Origin of the sequence: Enterobacter sp. A8, from assembly GCF_004296595.1 — a bacterium.
Taxonomy (GTDB): Bacteria; Pseudomonadota; Gammaproteobacteria; order Enterobacterales; family Enterobacteriaceae; genus Enterobacter; species Enterobacter cloacae.
Genome location: NZ_SCMF01000004.1, coordinates 42,811 through 58,908, shown reverse-complemented (window position 1 = coordinate 58,908; position 16,098 = coordinate 42,811). Strand labels below are relative to the sequence as shown.

Annotated in this window: 14 protein-coding genes; 6 read left to right on the top strand and 8 right to left on the bottom strand. The window is 54.8% G+C overall.

Features of this window, described 5'->3' with window-relative positions; translation table 11 throughout:
- Nucleotides 1-10: 10 nt before the first annotated feature.
- Nucleotides 11-1,411, bottom strand: a complete 1,401-nt coding sequence (gene ulaA, locus EQV24_RS15940; protein WP_095453749.1) for a PTS ascorbate transporter subunit IIC — start codon at nt 1,409-1,411, stop codon at nt 11-13.
- A gap of 359 nt (nt 1,412-1,770) precedes the next feature.
- Here ulaA and ulaG point away from each other — a divergent pair, with 359 nt between their 5' ends.
- Together ulaG and ulaR are read left to right on the top strand one after the other, a co-directional pair.
- Entirely contained in the window at nt 1,771-2,835 is a 1,065-nt protein-coding gene (gene ulaG / locus EQV24_RS15935; protein ID WP_010427455.1) for an L-ascorbate 6-phosphate lactonase, read from the top strand.
- Nucleotides 2,836-2,945: 110 nt separating this feature from the next.
- Nucleotides 2,946-3,701, top strand: coding sequence for an HTH-type transcriptional regulator UlaR (gene ulaR, locus EQV24_RS15930; protein ID WP_013095301.1), 756 nt, complete (start codon nt 2,946-2,948; stop codon nt 3,699-3,701).
- Here ulaR and yjfP read toward each other — a convergent pair.
- Complete coding sequence (yjfP, locus tag EQV24_RS15925) at nt 3,698-4,420, bottom strand: esterase (RefSeq protein WP_128311862.1); 723 nt, start codon at nt 4,418-4,420, stop codon at nt 3,698-3,700. The two genes, ulaR and yjfP, sit on opposite strands and share 4 nt — an antisense overlap.
- A gap of 137 nt (nt 4,421-4,557) precedes the next feature.
- On the opposite strand from yjfP, the gene bsmA reads away from it, so the two are divergent.
- The 3 genes from bsmA (at nt 4,558) to EQV24_RS15910 (ending at nt 7,413) form a co-directional block, all read left to right on the top strand.
- Nucleotides 4,558-4,887: a biofilm peroxide resistance protein BsmA gene (bsmA, locus tag EQV24_RS15920; protein ID WP_071830088.1), complete on the top strand. Its 330-nt coding sequence runs from the start codon at nt 4,558-4,560 to the stop codon at nt 4,885-4,887.
- 148 nt (nt 4,888-5,035) lie between these two features.
- Nucleotides 5,036-5,311 carry a DUF1471 family protease activator YjfN gene (gene yjfN / locus EQV24_RS15915; RefSeq protein ID WP_139152684.1) on the top strand — a complete coding sequence of 92 codons (276 nt, stop codon included), beginning with the start codon at nt 5,036-5,038 and terminating at the stop codon, nt 5,309-5,311.
- Nucleotides 5,312-5,481: 170 nt separating this feature from the next.
- Nucleotides 5,482-7,413, top strand: a complete 1,932-nt coding sequence (locus EQV24_RS15910) for a methyl-accepting chemotaxis protein (protein ID WP_130626802.1) — start codon at nt 5,482-5,484, stop codon at nt 7,411-7,413.
- Here the strand turns inward: EQV24_RS15910 and EQV24_RS15905 are convergent.
- Nucleotides 7,410-9,032, bottom strand: coding sequence for an isovaleryl-CoA dehydrogenase (locus EQV24_RS15905; protein ID WP_130626801.1), 1,623 nt, complete (start codon nt 9,030-9,032; stop codon nt 7,410-7,412). The genes EQV24_RS15910 and EQV24_RS15905 overlap by 4 nt on opposite strands.
- 193 nt (nt 9,033-9,225) lie before the next feature.
- On the opposite strand from EQV24_RS15905, the gene EQV24_RS15900 reads away from it, so the two are divergent.
- Nucleotides 9,226-10,500, top strand: coding sequence for an MFS transporter (locus tag EQV24_RS15900; RefSeq protein WP_130626800.1), 1,275 nt, complete (start codon nt 9,226-9,228; stop codon nt 10,498-10,500).
- Between the two features lie 78 nt (nt 10,501-10,578).
- Here the strand turns inward: EQV24_RS15900 and rlmB are convergent, their stop codons facing one another.
- From rlmB to EQV24_RS15875, 5 genes are all read right to left on the bottom strand, one after another.
- On the bottom strand, nt 10,579-11,313 hold the full coding sequence (rlmB, locus tag EQV24_RS15895; protein WP_130626799.1) for a 23S rRNA (guanosine(2251)-2'-O)-methyltransferase RlmB: 735 nt from the start codon (nt 11,311-11,313) through the stop codon (nt 10,579-10,581).
- A gap of 67 nt (nt 11,314-11,380) precedes the next feature.
- Nucleotides 11,381-13,822 carry a ribonuclease R gene (gene rnr / locus EQV24_RS15890; RefSeq protein ID WP_130626798.1) on the bottom strand — a complete coding sequence of 814 codons (2,442 nt, stop codon included), beginning with the start codon at nt 13,820-13,822 and terminating at the stop codon, nt 11,381-11,383.
- 38 nt (nt 13,823-13,860) lie between these two features.
- Complete coding sequence (gene nsrR / locus EQV24_RS15885; RefSeq protein ID WP_014830384.1) at nt 13,861-14,286, bottom strand: nitric oxide-sensing transcriptional repressor NsrR; 426 nt, start codon at nt 14,284-14,286, stop codon at nt 13,861-13,863.
- Nucleotides 14,287-14,479: 193 nt separating this feature from the next.
- Entirely contained in the window at nt 14,480-15,778 is a 1,299-nt protein-coding gene (locus tag EQV24_RS15880; protein ID WP_006178975.1) for an adenylosuccinate synthase, read from the bottom strand.
- Nucleotides 15,779-15,882: 104 nt separating this feature from the next.
- Nucleotides 15,883-16,080, bottom strand: a complete 198-nt coding sequence (locus EQV24_RS15875) for a DUF2065 domain-containing protein (protein ID WP_013095291.1) — start codon at nt 16,078-16,080, stop codon at nt 15,883-15,885.
- Nucleotides 16,081-16,098 lie beyond the last annotated feature (18 nt).

Below are 16,098 nucleotides of genomic sequence, written 5' to 3'. Positions count from 1 at the left end.
TCGAAACTCCTTAGTGAGCAGAAACTTCTGCTGTTTGTTTTTCCGCATCTTCTTCAGCTCGCAGAGAACGGCCAGCGAAGAACATATAAGCCAGAGCAATCAGGATGATGACGGCCATAAAGGCCAGCCCGACGGACGCAAAGCCCTGCATCATTGGCGGTGCCAGGATTGACCAGTCCGCCATGCCCATCCAGGCGCTCATACCGGTGAGCTTGACCGCCCACACGCAACCGAAGATCTCCACCATGCCCATCACCAGACAGATCTTGAGCGCCGCGCGCCAGCCGCCAAAGTGGTTAGCAAAGACGCCAATGGTGGCGTTGGAGAAGAACATGGGGATAAAGCCAGGAATAATCAGAATGGATGAGCCGCAGCCGACCAGAATGCCTACCGCAATCAACTGGCCGATGGTGCCCCACATGAAGCCCCAGACCACCGCGTTTGGCGCAAAGCTGTAGATAGCCGCACAGTCAATGGCCAGCACCGCACCAGGAATCAGGCGTTGGGAGATCCCATTAAAGGCTTCAGACAGTTCGGCAACAAACATACGGACGCCCTGGGTAATGATGAAAATGGCTACCGCGAAGGAGAAACCGGTCTGCAGGATATAAACCGTCCAGTGCGTTTTCCCCGCCATCGCCTGTACTACATCAATCCCGAAGGAGAGCAGAATGGCGCCGAAGAAGATTGTCATCACAATGGCGGTTGAAACGATGTTGTCGTGGAAGATATTCAGCCAGCCCGGCAGCTTGAGATCTTCCACGCTGTCCTCTTTTTTACCCAGGTACGGTGCGACCTTGTAAGCGAGCCAGGCGGCGAATTGCTGCTGATGGCCGATTGAGAAACCGCAGCCGTCGGTGACCTCCTGCGTCGGCTTGTACATCATGTTGGAGGTGATACCCCAGTAGAGCGATACCAGCACGGCGGTGCAGATAATCGTGGTCCACATGGGGTAGCCGAAGATATAGAGAGACACCGCAATCAGCCCGGCCTGCTGGAACATAATGTGGCCAGTCAGCATGATGGTGCGGATGCCGGTAATGCGGCGCAGCAGAACGTAAATGATGTTCAACGCCAGCGCGAGCAGTACCGCGTACCCCACCCAACTGTAGGCATCTCCCATGCGGTCAATGGTGGCCATCATCGACGCGTAGGTGTCAGAGATGGCGCCGTTGATGCCATACACCTCCGACATCTTCGCAACCACAGGCTTAAACGTGCTGGTCAGAATGCCTGAACCCGCCTGCAGCAGCATGAAACCGATGATGGTTTTGATTGTGCCTTTGATGATGACGCTGACGCTTTTGCGCAGAAGGATGTAGCCCAGGCACGTCACGATACCCAGCAAAAGCGGGGCGTTAGTCATTACCTGATTAAAGAACACGGTAAAGACGTTGTAGAGGATCTCCATAACTCTCTCCAGAAATGAGAACACGAGGGGGTAATCCCTGTTCGGTTGGTGCCATCACTCTATTAATCACAAATAATCACCACAAGATTGCATTTGATTATTTGTGACGTATCACGCAAATTATTTCCATGGTGTTAGTAATGATTTTCACTACCGATTCACACGTATAAATTATTTCTTATAATTCATACAATTAATCATTGATAGCGGATATTCTAACAACGTAGAAATGGATTATCTGTGACATGGCGAAGATAAATTTCCTCAATTTACTCGTTGCAAACCGATTCAAAGAGTGCCAGCATTAATCACAACAAATCACCAAATGATTACTTTTGATTAAACCAGGAGTCAAAACGATGAGTAAAGTGAACACCATCACCCGTGAATCATGGATTCTGAGCACCTTCCCGGAATGGGGCAGCTGGCTGAATGAAGAGATTGAGCAGGAACAGGTTGCTCCTGGTACGTTTGCAATGTGGTGGCTGGGTTGCACCGGCATCTGGCTGAAATCCGAGGGTGGCGCCAATATTTGCGTTGATTTCTGGTGCGGTACCGGCAAACAGAGCCACGGCAATCCGCTGATGAAAAAAGGTCATCAGATGCAGCGCATGGCAGGTGTAGAAAAATTGCAGCCGAACCTGCGCACCACACCGTTTGTTCTTGATCCTTTTGCCATTCGCCAGATCGACGCCGTCCTTTCCACCCACGATCATAACGATCACATCGATGTAAACGTGGCGGCAGCGGTGATGCAAAACTGCGCGGACGACGTGCCGTTTATCGGACCGCAGACCTGCGTGGATCTCTGGATTGGCTGGGGCGTGCCGAAAGAGCGCTGCATCGTCATGAAGCCAGGCGACGTGGTGAAAATTAAAGACATTGAAATCCATGCGCTGGACGCCTTTGACCGCACCGCGCTGATCACCCTGCCTGCTGACCAGAAAGCCGCAGGCGTCCTGCCAGACGGCATGGATGAGCGAGCAGTGAACTATCTGTTTAAAACCCCTGGCGGTTCCCTGTACCACAGCGGTGATTCTCACTACTCCAACTACTATGCGAAGCATGGTAACGAGCATCAGATTGACGTGGCGCTGGGCTCCTACGGCGAGAACCCACGCGGCATCACCGACAAAATGACCAGCGCCGATATGCTGCGCATGGCAGAAGCACTGAACACCAAAGTGGTGATTCCTTTCCACCACGATATCTGGTCAAACTTCCAGGCCGATCCGCAGGAAATCCGCGTACTGTGGGAGATGAAAAAAGACCGTCTGAAGTATGGCTTCAAGCCATTTATCTGGCAGGTAGGCGGCAAGTTCACCTGGCCGCTGGACAAAGACAATCTCGAGTATCACTACCCACGCGGTTTCGATGATTGCTTCACCATTGAGCCAGACCTGCCGTTCAAGTCATTCCTCTGATTGTGAACCCCCATCGCCAGACCTTGCGTCTGGCGATTTCATATTTATTTTAGTAATTTCACGCTATTTCAAATATCATCTTTTCAAATCAATTCTTATCGGAATAGCTCATGACGGAAGCGCAACGGCATCAAATATTACTGGAACTCCTGGCGCAAACAGGGTTTATCACCGTCGAGAAAGTGATCGAACGTTTAGGGATTTCCCCCGCGACGGCACGACGAGATATCAACAAGCTGGATGAGAGCGGTAAGCTGAAAAAAGTCCGTAACGGCGCGGAAGCCATCAGCCAGCAGCGCCCCCGCTGGACGCCGATGAATATCCATCAGGCGCAAAACCACGATGAAAAAGTGCGCATTGCCAGAGCCGCATCACAGCTGGTCAACCCGGGTGAGAGCGTGGTGATCAACTGCGGCTCCACGGCATTTCTGCTGGGCCGCGAGATGTGCGGTAAACCGGTGCAAATCATCACCAACTATCTGCCGCTGGCTAACTATCTTATCGATCAGGAACATGAAAGCGTGGTGATCATGGGCGGCCAGTATAATAAGAGCCAGTCCATTACCCTCAGTCCCCAGGATAGCGAAAACAGCCTCTATGCCGGGCACTGGATGTTTACCAGCGGCAAAGGCCTGACAGCGGACGGGCTCTACAAAACCGACATGTTAACCGCGATGGCAGAGCAAAATATGCTTAACGTCGTGGGCAAGCTCGTCGTACTGGTCGACAGCAGCAAAGTCGGCGAGCGAGCTGGCATGTTGTTCAGCCGCGCCGAACAGATTGACATGGTGATCACCGGCAAACATGCCAATCCAGAGATCCTCCAGAAGCTGGAAGATCAGGGCGTCAAAATTCTGCGCGTTTAAAGATGCTGGCGGAAAAAGTCCACCGTCGCGTCCAGCGCCGCTGGCGTGATACGGTGGCGAACCCCCGCTTCCCACAGGCAGGTCAGGTTGCCGTCCAGCCCTTCGCGCTGTAGTGCCTGCTGGAGACGGAAGGTTTCGCCAGGAGGCACCACATCATCCGCGTCACCATGCCACAACAGCAACGGGCGATCGGCGAGACGCGGTAACGCCCGGGTCACTTCCCATTCGGCCAGCAACGCATCAATCTCCGTCGCGTCTTGCGGTGGAAACAGCGTTTTTGACAATGACGTAAAATAGCCCGAGCCCATCAGGCACGCCACGGAGGTCACCTCAGGGTGACGAGCCATGATCCCGAGCGCCGTCATTCCCCCCATCGATGCGCCGGCCACCGCCAGCCGTTGATCCGCCACCAGCCCCGCCTGGTAAAGCGCATCGCGCAGCCCGGCAAATTCGGTAAGGCTACCGTGCAAAATCTGCCAGAACTGCCCCAGTCGCACCTGTTCATCACCCGTAAAACGTGCACCGTGATCGGGTGCATCCGGCATCACTACCCGAAAACCGGCCTGCGCCAGCGCCACCGCAAAATAGCTGTAAACCAGCTTTGATGAAGTAAAGCCATGATAAAAAACTACAACAGGCAGCGGGTGTGCACTTTTTCCCGCAGGGATAGCGTGTAATATTTCATGATTGCCGAGGCGGCGAGTTTCAATTTCAATCATTGTCGACCCTGTGCTGATGAATGATTCATAATGTTGAGAACTGGATTACGCTTTCACGATATTTTCATTCGAAATATACGTACCAGATAACACTTCGGGAACATTCCCCCAAAACTAAATTCGCAGACAACTACACTATGGCTATCAGGAAACGAGATATGGTTATGCGCAGGTTTGCTACTTTATTGTTGCTGGTTCTGCTCAGTGGCTGTAGTGCGCTACAGGGGACACCGCAACCCGCTCCCCCGGTCGCCGACCATCCGCAGGAGATTCGTCGTAATCAGACGGAAGGATTACAACGAATGGGTACCGTCTCCGCGCTGGTTCGCGGATCCCCGGATGACGCTGAGGAGTCAATAAAGGCGCAAGCTGCCGCCGCCAAAGCAGATTATTACGTCATCATTATGATCGATGAAACCATCATTACGGGACAGTGGTATTCACAGGCTATTTTGTACCGTAAATAACGATCTTCATTTGAACGACATTTACACTGCTTTGCGTCCATAGACATTTTCCTGTCCACAATAAACTCCATGCCCGCGACAATGGAAGTGAGTTTATTTGCGAAGGAGTGCCCGGCGGATACCGGAGAAATGTGAAATGGAGCTGACAATGAAACGAACTCTTGCTTTGACCTCTCTGTTGCTCTCAGTAGGCCTTGTGAGCACGACTGCACAGTCAGCAGAATTCGCCAGTGCTGATTGCGTCACTGGCCTTAATGAAATTGGCCAGATCTCCGTCAATAACATTTCGGGGAGCCCGCAAGATGTTGAACGTGTCGTGGCACTAAAAGCCGATGAACAGGGCGCTTCCTGGTATCGAATTATTCAGATGCAGGAAGATAACCGCAGCGATCATTGGCGCGTACAGGCTATTCTCTACGTCTAATCACCTCCGATAAAAGCCACTTATTTTTAGTGGCTTTTCGTTTTTGCAAATTTTTTATCTTCTTTCAACCCTATTAAAAACAATTTGATAACATTTTGTTACATTATTTAAGTAAATGTTAGCTCTGTCCTGCCGTTGAAAAGCCATACCTTTTCAATAATGAGCAATTTATGATCACCTTTTTTCGCCGTGCGGGTCTGGGCGCAAAGCTATCGCTTCTTACCGCCGTGAGTGTCGCCACGCTGTTTCTGCTTTTCACTTTTCTGCTCAGCCATAAAGCCAGCCAGCAGCTTGAAGCCCTTGCGGTAGAAGACCTGCATAACCAGTCCACCGGTATGGTTGATATGGTACAGATGTTTAACACCAGCCTGAGCGAAGAGGTCGAGAGCTATACCCGGCTGTTCACCACCTTTTTACCGCAACCTTTGAGCGTCGACAGCAGTCAACTCCAGACCATTAACGGGCTTAGCGTTCCCCTTCTGAAAGGGGGTGAAACAGGCCTGCATGAAAACAATGCACTTTCTGACGACTTCCTGGCGCGTACAGGGGCAATCTCGACCCTGTTTGTGCGCAGCGGTAATGACTTTGTCCGTGTCGCCACCTCCCTGCGCAAAGAGAACGGCGATCGGGCAATGGGTACCATTCTGGACACTGCCAGCCCGGCCTATGCGGCCGTCACCAAAGGCGAGGTCTATCGCGGTCTGGCGTTGCTGTTCGGCAAGCGCTATATCACCCAGTATCAGCCGTTCAAAAACGCAGAAGGCCAGGTCATTGGGATCATTTTTGTTGGTGTGGATATCACCCACTCCTGGAACGTGATGCGCGAAAAAATCCTCAATCGTCGTTTAGGTGACAGCGGACACTTCTTCGTGCTGGATCGCAGCAACGGTAAAACGCGCGGACAGTTCCTTTTCCACTCGAACCGGGAAGGCCAGCTTCCTGAGTGGGACAGCGCCACCCAGCAGCAGTTGCTGAGCAATACCCCGGGCACGCTGGAACGCGCAAGTGAGGATGGTCGCATACTGAAAATGGCCTATACGCCGCTGCCGGGCTGGAACTGGACCATTATGGGGGAAGTGGATAAATCGGCGCTGCTCTCAAGCGTCACCACGATGCGGGATCGCTTCCTGCTGGCAGGCGTGGCGCTGTCAGTCCTGTTTGCCGCGCTGTTTGTCATCATCATTCGTCGCATGCTGACGCGTCCGCTGCGTAACGTCATTCACCTTGCCCGACAATATGCGGCAGGCGATCTGCGTGCCAGCCTGTCCGTTACCCGCCAGGATGAGGTTGGCCAGCTTATCGACGCCATCAACGGGATCGGCGGCGGTCTGCAAAAGATTGTCCTGCAGGTACGCGAGGCCGCAGGCGAGATCCATCTGGACACTAACGCCCTGGCCTCTGATACCGGTGAGATCTCAGAGCAGATCAACAAACAGGCCAGCAGCGTTGAAGAGACCTCCGCGAGTATGGAACAACTCGCCGCAACCGTGCAGCAAAACGCGGCCAATATGGAACAGACGCAGCAGCTGGTGGGGGAAACCTCACGCGCGGTGCATCAGGGGGGCGAGACGGTGACGAACGCAGTCTCCACCATGGACGATATTCGCGACGCCTCAAAGCGCATCGAGGACATCACGCGCGTGATTGAGTCGATTGCTTTCCAGACTAACATTCTGGCGCTTAATGCAGCGGTTGAAGCAGCACGCGCCGGCGAACACGGAAAAGGGTTTGCTGTGGTCGCGCAGGAAGTGCGCGCCCTGGCGGCACGCAGCGCTAATGCGGTGAAAGAGATTGAGCAGCTGATTGGCGACACGCTGAACAAGGTGAGTGAAGGCCATGCGCTCTCAGAGCAGACGCGTCTGGCGATGGATGCCATCATCGCGCACATCGATAACATCAACCAACTGGTGACCGAGATTAACCATGCATCCCGCGAACAGTCGGCGGGGATCCGTCAGGTGAATCTGGCCATGACCCATATTGGTGAAGCCTCCCACATCAACGCCGATCGCGTCTCGCGCAGCGAGCAAACCGCACAATCACTGCGCGAGAAAGGGTCGCACCTAACTCAACTGGTGAGCCTGTTCCAGCTTAAAAACTAGCCTACCCTGCCCGTGGCGCGTAGCAGAAGATCGCTTTGAACCTGCTCTGTCATCAGCGTGCCGCCACGGGTATCCAGCATCATGCGGCACCACGCCTGCGCGACGGGCGGAGAGGCGTGCCGCAGCATCTGGCTTCCGGCGCCCAGCAGGAATAGCTGATGCGCAATCTCCCGCCCCTGCGCCTCCTGCGGTTTACGCAGTTTTTGCTGCAGCTGCCGCCAGCTGCGATCGAAGTGTCTGTCCTGACCTTTCACCTGCGCAAAATCCTCTGCAAGCAGATCGAACATACCCGGCTGCTTCGCCAGAACGCGCAGAACATCCAGACACATGATGTTCCCTGAGCCTTCCCAGATGCTGTTCACCGGCATCTCGCGATACAGGCGGGGGAGTTCACTCTCCTCACAGTACCCGATGCCGCCCAACACCTCCATCGCCTCTGCCACAAACGGGATACCCGCTTTGCAGACGCTGAATTTCGCGGCTGGTGTGAAAAGCCGCGCCCAGGCCGCCTCCTGCGGATAGGCGCGTTTATCCCACGCCCGGGCAAGACGAAACAGCAGCGCCGTTTGCCCCTCCAGCACCAGCGCCATGCGGCTCAGGACGTCGCGCATCAGCGGCTGATCGATGAGGTTTTTTCCGAACGTCTGCCGCTGATGGGCGTGGTACAGCGCCACGGATAATGCCCGACGCATCAACCCATGGCTGCCCAGAGCGCAGTCAAAACGCGTTAACCCGCCCATGCGAAGGATCTGTCGTACTCCTTCCCCCTCTTCCCCTAACAGCCAGCCGGACGCATCCAGAAACTCCGCTTCACTGCTGGCGTTAGAGCGGTTGCCGAGCTTGTCTTTCAGCCGCTCCAGGCGCACGGCGTTGCGCTGCCCGTCAGGCAAAAAGCGAGGAACAAAAAAGCAGGACAACCCGCCTTTCGCCTGCGCCAGCACCAGATGCGCATCGCTTTGTGGCACAGAGAAAAACCACTTATGACCCACCAGCCGGTAGCTGCCGTCGCTGCACTTTTCTGCTTTGGTAGTGTTGCTGAGCACGTCCGAGCCGCCCTGTTTTTCCGTCATCCCCATGCCGATCAGCAGGCCGCGCTTTTGGGCTCCAGGGGCAAGGTGAGGATCATAACGATCGCTCAGTAGCGGCGTGAGCCAGTTCTGGAAAGGTTCAGGGAGCGCCTGTTGCAGCAGCGGCGTGGCGGCAAACGTCATGGTCACGGGGCACAGCGTTCCGGCCTCAACCTGAGCATGCAACACGAAGCGCGCGGCGCGAGCGACAAAGGAGCCTTTACGCGCCTCCTCTTCCCACGCCAGGTTATGCACCCGGTTAGCGCACAGCCCCTGCATCAGAAGATGCCAGGCGGGGTGAAAACGGACATCATCCAGCCGCTCACCGGTGGGGTCATAGCGAAGTAACTCCGGCGGATTGACGTTCGCCAGCCTGCCAAGCTCCAGCGACTCCGCCGTACCTAACTGCTGGCCTATACTGGCCAGCAACTCGCTATCCCACTCCGCGCCTTCGCGGGCCACCGCGTCACGCAGGGCACAATCAGAGAGAAAAAGGTTGCTGTTCGAAAGCGGTGCGGGTTGGTTAAAAACGGTATGTGTTTGCCAGTGCATGCTGTCTCCCTCCTTCAGTGGCAATGAAGATAAGTATGGACAGACCCTGTGCACGCTGCATGGGAGTAAGGTCACACGGTAGCGATCCCGCTGATATCATTCGTGAAATAGCTCACAGAACATAAGAATAAACTATTTCATCACTTCACTTTTATTGAATAATTTATTCTTATCCCTTTCAGTGAGGAAAGTTATGCAACCGAATGCGCATAAGCGTGCGTTAATTGCAGGCTCCATTGGTAATTTCATCGAGTGGTATGAGTTTGCGGTCTACGGCTTTCTGGCCACCGTGATTGCGAAAAACTTCTTCCAGCTTGAAGGCGAGTCGGGGCTGACCAGCCTGATCCTCACCTACGCCTCGTTTGCCATCGCTTTCTTTTTCCGCCCACTGGGGGCGGTGGTGTTTGGCCGCATCGGCGACCGGATTGGCCGCAAACCGACGCTGATTATTGTGCTGGTGCTGATGACGCTCGCCACCGCCGCCATCGGTGTTGTGCCAGTCTATGCCAGCATCGGTATCGCTGCGCCGCTGATCGTTACGTTGCTGCGCATCCTGCAGGGATTGTTCGCGGGGGGTGAGTACGGTGGTGCGGTTTCCTTGATGACGGAATTTGCACCACGCGGTAAACGTGGTCTGTATGGCGCATGGCAATCGTTCACGGTGGCGCTGGGGCTATTAGCGGGCGCGGGTATTGTCGCCTTGCTTTCTGCCTTACTGACACCGGAAGCCCTGCATGACTGGGGCTGGCGTATCCCATTTTTCCTGGCCCTGCCTATGGGGGTGGTGGCGCTCTGGTTGCGGGTGAGTATGGAAGAGACGCCGAGCTTCGTGCAGCAGCAGGAAAAACCGCTGATCGCGCAGGCCAGTGCCGTCGCCACAATTAAAGCGATCGTGATGGGAATTGGCCGGGTGATGGTCTGGTCGGCGGCGGGATATACCTATCTGGTGATTATGCCGACCTATCTGCAATCGGCACTGCACACCGGATTTAACCAGGCACTGTTGATAGCCGTGATTTCGAATGTCGGCTTTGCGCTCACCATTATTCCGTCGGGGATCCTGAGCGACAGGATTGGCCGCCGCACGGTGATGATTATCGCCACCGCGTTACTGCTGATCCTCGCCCTGCCGCTGCTGAAAATTCTGCAGGCGGAGTCCAGTACCCTCGCGGTAAAAGCGATCGTGGTATTGATAGCTGGCGGTCTGGTGGGCATGCTGGCAGGTCCAGGGCCGGCAATGCTCTCAGAGATGTTCCCGACGCGTGTACGCTATACCGGGCTTGGTCTGGCGTATTCCTTGTCGAATGCCATTTTCTCGGGGTGTGCGGGGCTTATTATTACCGGGTTGATTAAGGAGACGGGAAACCTCGACATTCCGGCATATTACGTCATGGCGACGGCGGTGGTGAGTATTGTGGCGCTGATGACGCTCAGGAAGGATGACCATTTGCGGACGTTGGAGGAGTAAGGTTGTCACCGTCTGGTGCCCTCACCCACCGGGAGAGAGATAAAACACAAAAGGCCGTCCACAGGACGGCCTTGCTGTTTATTCGCCGCGCTGACGTACCGCTTCAAACAGGCAAATACCCGTTGCAACAGAAACGTTCAGGGACGACACGCTGCCCGCCATCGGGATGCTGATCAGCTCGTCGCAGTGCTCACGCGTCAGGCGACGCATGCCTTCACCTTCCGCACCCATTACCAGCGCCAGACGGCCGGTCATTTTGCTCTGATACAGGGTATGATCCGCTTCACCGGCGGTACCGACGATCCAGATATTCTCTTCCTGCAGCATACGCATGGTGCGCGCCAGGTTGGTGACGCGGATCAGCGGAACGTTTTCCGCTGCACCGCAGGCCACTTTCTTCGCCGTTGCGTTCAGTTGTGCAGAACGATCTTTCGGTACGATCACCGCGTGCACGCCCGCCGCATCGGCGCTGCGCAGGCACGCGCCGAGGTTGTGCGGATCGGTCACGCCATCAAGGATCAGGAAGAACGGGTTATCCAGTGCAGCGATCAAATCCGGCAGATCGTTTTCCTGATACTGACGGCCTGGCTTCACGCGGGCAATAATCCCCTGGTGAACCGCGCCTTCACTTTTCTCATCCAGGAACTGGCGGTTGGCCAGCTGGATCACCACGCCCTGCGCTTCCAGTGCGTGGATCAGCGGCATCAGACGTTTGTCTTCACGCCCTTTCAGAATGAACACTCCCTGAAAACGCTCCGGTGTGCGCTCCAGCAGGGCCTGCACCGCGTGGATGCCGTAAATCATTTCACTCATTGATGATTCTCATAAAAGGTATTTCCCCCTCTCCCCAGTGGGGAGAGGGTCAGGGTGAGGGGAGAATTTACTCCGCCTGCTGTTTCTTCGCTGCGCGCTTCGCTTTGGTCGCAGCAGCAATTTTTTGTGTTTTCGCGGACGGCTTTTTCGCCTTGCGAGCCTCTTTCTTCGCCGCTTTTGGCTTCTGCTTTTTCTCACCGCGGAAGGCACTGTCTGGCTCGAAGTTCACTTTCTTACCCGCCTGACGACGTTTGCCGCTCGCGTTGCCGTTACCGCCTTTTTTCGCCTTCTCACGCGCGGTTTTACCTACGTTACGTGGCGCGCGCTCGCTGGAGATCAGGCTGAAGTCAATCTTACGCTCGTCCATGTTGACGGCTTCGACTTTGACCTCCACCCGATCGCCAAGGCGATAGGTCTGTCCACCCGATTCACCAATCAGGCGCTGTCCAACCTGGTCGAAACGGTAATAGTCGTTATCGAGGCTGGAGACATGCACCAGACCGTCGATAAACAGCTCGTCAAGGCGAACAAAGAAACCAAACCCGGTCACGCTGGCGATAACACCTTTGAAAATGTTACCGACCTGATCCAGCATAAAGTCGCATTTCAGCCAGTCAGAGACTTCGCGCGTCGCTTCATCGGCACGGCGTTCGGTCATGGAACAATGCTGGCCAAGCTGCAGCATCTCTTCCATTGAATAGTGGTACCCGCCGGTTTCAGTCGTGTTCCCTTTATGGCCCTGCTCCTGCGCCAGCAGATACTTGATCGCACGGTGCAAAGACAGGTCCGGATAACGGCGGATCGGCGATGTAAAGTGTGCGTAAGACTGCAGCGCCAGACCGAAGTGACCCCGGTTTTCCGGGTCGTAAATCGCCTGCTTCATGGAGCGCAGCAGCATAGTCTGCAGCATTTCTGCATCCGGGCGATCGCCAATGGATTCCAGCAGCTCAGCATAATCGCGCGGCTCTGGCTTGTTACCGCCAGGCAGCTCCAGACCGAGTTCAGCCAGTACGGAGCGGAACGCGGTAATGGCTTCCGTCGACGGTTTATCGTGGATACGGAACAGCGCCGGCTCTTTAGCTTTCTCGACAAAACGGGCCGCCGAGATGTTCGCCAGGATCATACACTCTTCGATCAGCTTATGCGCATCGTTACGCTGGGTCTGTTCAATACGCTCAATGCGGCGTTCAGCGTTGAAAATGAACTTCGCCTCTTCGCTCTCAAACGAGATCCCACCGCGCTCTTCACGCGCCTGATCCAGCGTTTTGTAGAGGTTATGCAACTCTTCGATGTGCTTCACCAGCGGCGCATACTGTTCACGCAGGTCCTGATCGCCCTGCAGCATATGCCAGACCTTGGTGTAGGTCAGACGCGCATGGGAGCTCATTACCGCTTCGTAGAATTTATAACCGGTTAAGCGACCTTTACTGGAGATGGTCATCTCGCAAACCATACACAGGCGATCAACCTGCGGGTTCAGGGAACAGAGGCCGTTGGAGAGCACTTCCGGCAGCATCGGTACCACCTGAGACGGGAAGTAAACCGACGTACCACGGCTGCGCGCTTCGTTATCGAGCGGCGTATGGGGACGAACGTAATAGCTCACGTCGGCGATAGCAACCCACAGACGCCAGCCGCCGCCACGTTTTTTCTCGCAGTATACGGCGTCATCGAAGTCGCGGGCATCTTCACCATCAATGGTGACCAGCGGCAAACTGCGGAGATCCACGCGTCCCGCTTTGGACTCTTCCGGCACCTCTTCCTTCAGACCCACAATCTGCTCTTCAACCGCTTTTGGCCAGATGTAAGGGATCTCATGCGTACGCAGGGCCATATCAACAGCCATGCCGGTACCCATGTTATCGCCCAGCACTTCGACGATTTTACCTACCGCTTTGGTGCGACGCGTTGGACGCTGAGTAAGCTCCACTACTACCACAAAGCCCATGCGCGCGCCCATCACCTCTTCAGGCGGGATCAGTATATCGAAGCTCAGACGGCTGTCATCCGGTACCACAAAGCCTACACCGGCATCGGTAAAGTAGCGGCCAACGATCTGGCTGTTTTTTGGCACCAGCACGCGAACCACGCGTGCTTCGCGACGGCCTTTACGATCGGCACCCAGCGGCTGCGCCAGGATCTGGTCGCCGTGAATACACATCTTCATCTGTTCGGATGAGAGGTAGAGGTCGTCTTTGCGGCCCTCTACGCGCAAAAAACCGTAACCGTCGCGGTGACCAATGACGGTCCCTTTCAACAGGTCGAGGCGTTCTGGCAGCGCATAGCACTGGCGGCGGGTAAAGACCAGTTGCCCGTCGCGCTCCATGGCGCGCAGGCGGCGGCGAAGGGCTTCAGTTTGCTCTTCACCTTCAATGTTTAATTCAACAGCAAGTTCTTCACGATTGGCGGGTTTTTCGCGTTTTGTTAAGTGTTCAATGATGAACTCGCGGCTGGGGATAGGATTCGCGTATTTTTCAGCTTCGCGTTCCTGGAAAGGATCATGTGACATATCGGTTCCTCCGTTGTCAGCTCCGGTGGAAATTTTCTTCATTCCACCAGCAATAATTTATAAAGCGGTTGATTCTCTTCAACCAAATCGGCCAGCGTGTAGTTATCCAGTTCCTTAAGAAAACTTTGCACGGCCAGAGAAAGCGCCTGTTTCAGGCGACAAGCGGGGGTAATGTGGCAGAACTCACTGCTGCAGTTCACCAGAGACAAGGGCTCCAGTTCACGCACCACATCCCCAATACGAATACTTTGCGCCGGTTTACCGAGACGGATCCCACCATTTTTCCCGCGGACGGCAGCAACGTATCCGGCACGACTAAGTTGATTGATTATTTTGACCATATGATTACGGGACACGCCGTAGACCTCTGTCACTTCAGAGATACTGGTCATTTTCCCATCGGGTAACGACGCCATGTAGATTAGCGCGCGTAAGCCGTAATCGGTGAAACTTGTTAACTGCACATCAACCTCAGGAAAAAAGGGAAAACGCGGTAAAACCGCAGAGATATTCATTAATGATGATAAACCAGCCAGATAGTTAGGGGCTAATTTATTTGACAGACGGGGCGAAAAAGCGGATATCCAGGAGCGGTCGCCGGATGGCGCTACGCTTATCCGGCCTACGGGTTTCCCCGCAGGCCAGCAGTCACGAAGATTATGCGTCGAACGGGTCGCGCAGGATCATCGTTTCAGTACGATCCGGGCCGGTAGAGATAATGTCGATCGGCACTTCGGTCAGTTCTTCAATGCGCTTGATGTAATCCAGCGCTGCCTGTGGCAGGCCGCTACGCTCTTTCACACCGAAAGTGGTCTCAGACCAGCCTGGCATGGTTTCGTAGATTGGCTCGATACCTTCCCAGTCATCAGCAGCCAGCGGAGTGGTGGTCACTTCACGGCCATCTGGCATGCGGTAACCGACGCAGATTTTCACCTCTTTCAGGCCGTCCAGGACGTCCAGTTTGGTCAGGCAGAAGCCAGACAGGGAGTTGATCTGCACTGCACGACGCACAGCCACTGCATCCAGCCAGCCGGTACGACGACGACGACCGGTGGTCGCGCCAAACTCGTTACCCTGCTTGCACAGGAACTCTCCGGTTTCATCAAACAGCTCGGTCGGGAATGGACCCGCACCTACGCGAGTGGAGTACGCTTTGATGATGCCCAGAACGTAATCCACATAACGTGGACCCAGGCCAGAGCCGGTCGCCACGCCACCTGCGGTGGTGTTAGAGGAGGTTACGTACGGATAGGTACCGTGGTCGATATCCAGCAGCGTACCCTGCGCACCTTCGAACATGACGAAATCGCCACGCTTGCGCGCCTGGTCCAGCAGATCGGACACATCAACTACCATGCCGGTCAGAATGTCTGCAATCGCCATGACATCATCCAGCACTTTCTGGTAGTCAACAGCGTCTGCTTTGTAGAAGTTCACCAACTGGAAGTTGTGATATTCCATCACTTCTTTCAGTTTTTCAGCGAAGGTTGCTTTATCGAACAGGTCGCCCACGCGCAGACCGCGACGAGCCACTTTGTCTTCATAAGCCGGGCCGATACCACGACCGGTGGTGCCGATCGCTTTCGCGCCACGCGCTTTTTCACGCGCAACGTCCAGCGCCACGTGATAATCAAGGATCAGCGGGCAGGCTTCGGAGAGCAGCAGACGCTCGCGAACCGGGATACCACGGTCTTCCAGACCTTTCATCTCTTTCATCAGCGCAGCCGGAGACAGCACTACGCCGTTACCGATGATGCTGGTGACGTTTTCGCGGAGAATGCCTGATGGAATAAGATGGAGGACGGTTTTTTCACCGTTGATTACGAGAGTATGGCCTGCGTTGTGACCGCCCTGGTAGCGTACAACATATTTAGCCCGTTCAGTCAGAAGATCAACAATCTTCCCTTTACCTTCGTCACCCCATTGGGTGCCCAGTACGACGACGTTGTTACCCATTTTTTTCAAAATCACCGTTTGCTTAAAAATGGATTCTACCATCGCTTTTTCAGATATACAGCACTTTTTGACCCCAAAATATGCCAAAACCGATCACTTTTTGATCAGCCAATCGTTTTCCTCAACATGTAGTAGATAACAATGCCAGCAACCACAAGACCGCCGCCGAATCGGCGCAAAATATTATCCGGCAACTGGCTCAGGGTGGCGATCATGCGACGCCAGGCGCGCGGATAGAGCATCGGGCCCAGGCCTTCCAGGACTAAAACCAGCGCCAGTGCCAGCCAGATCGTTGAATTCATTTTTAATCCTTATAAAAG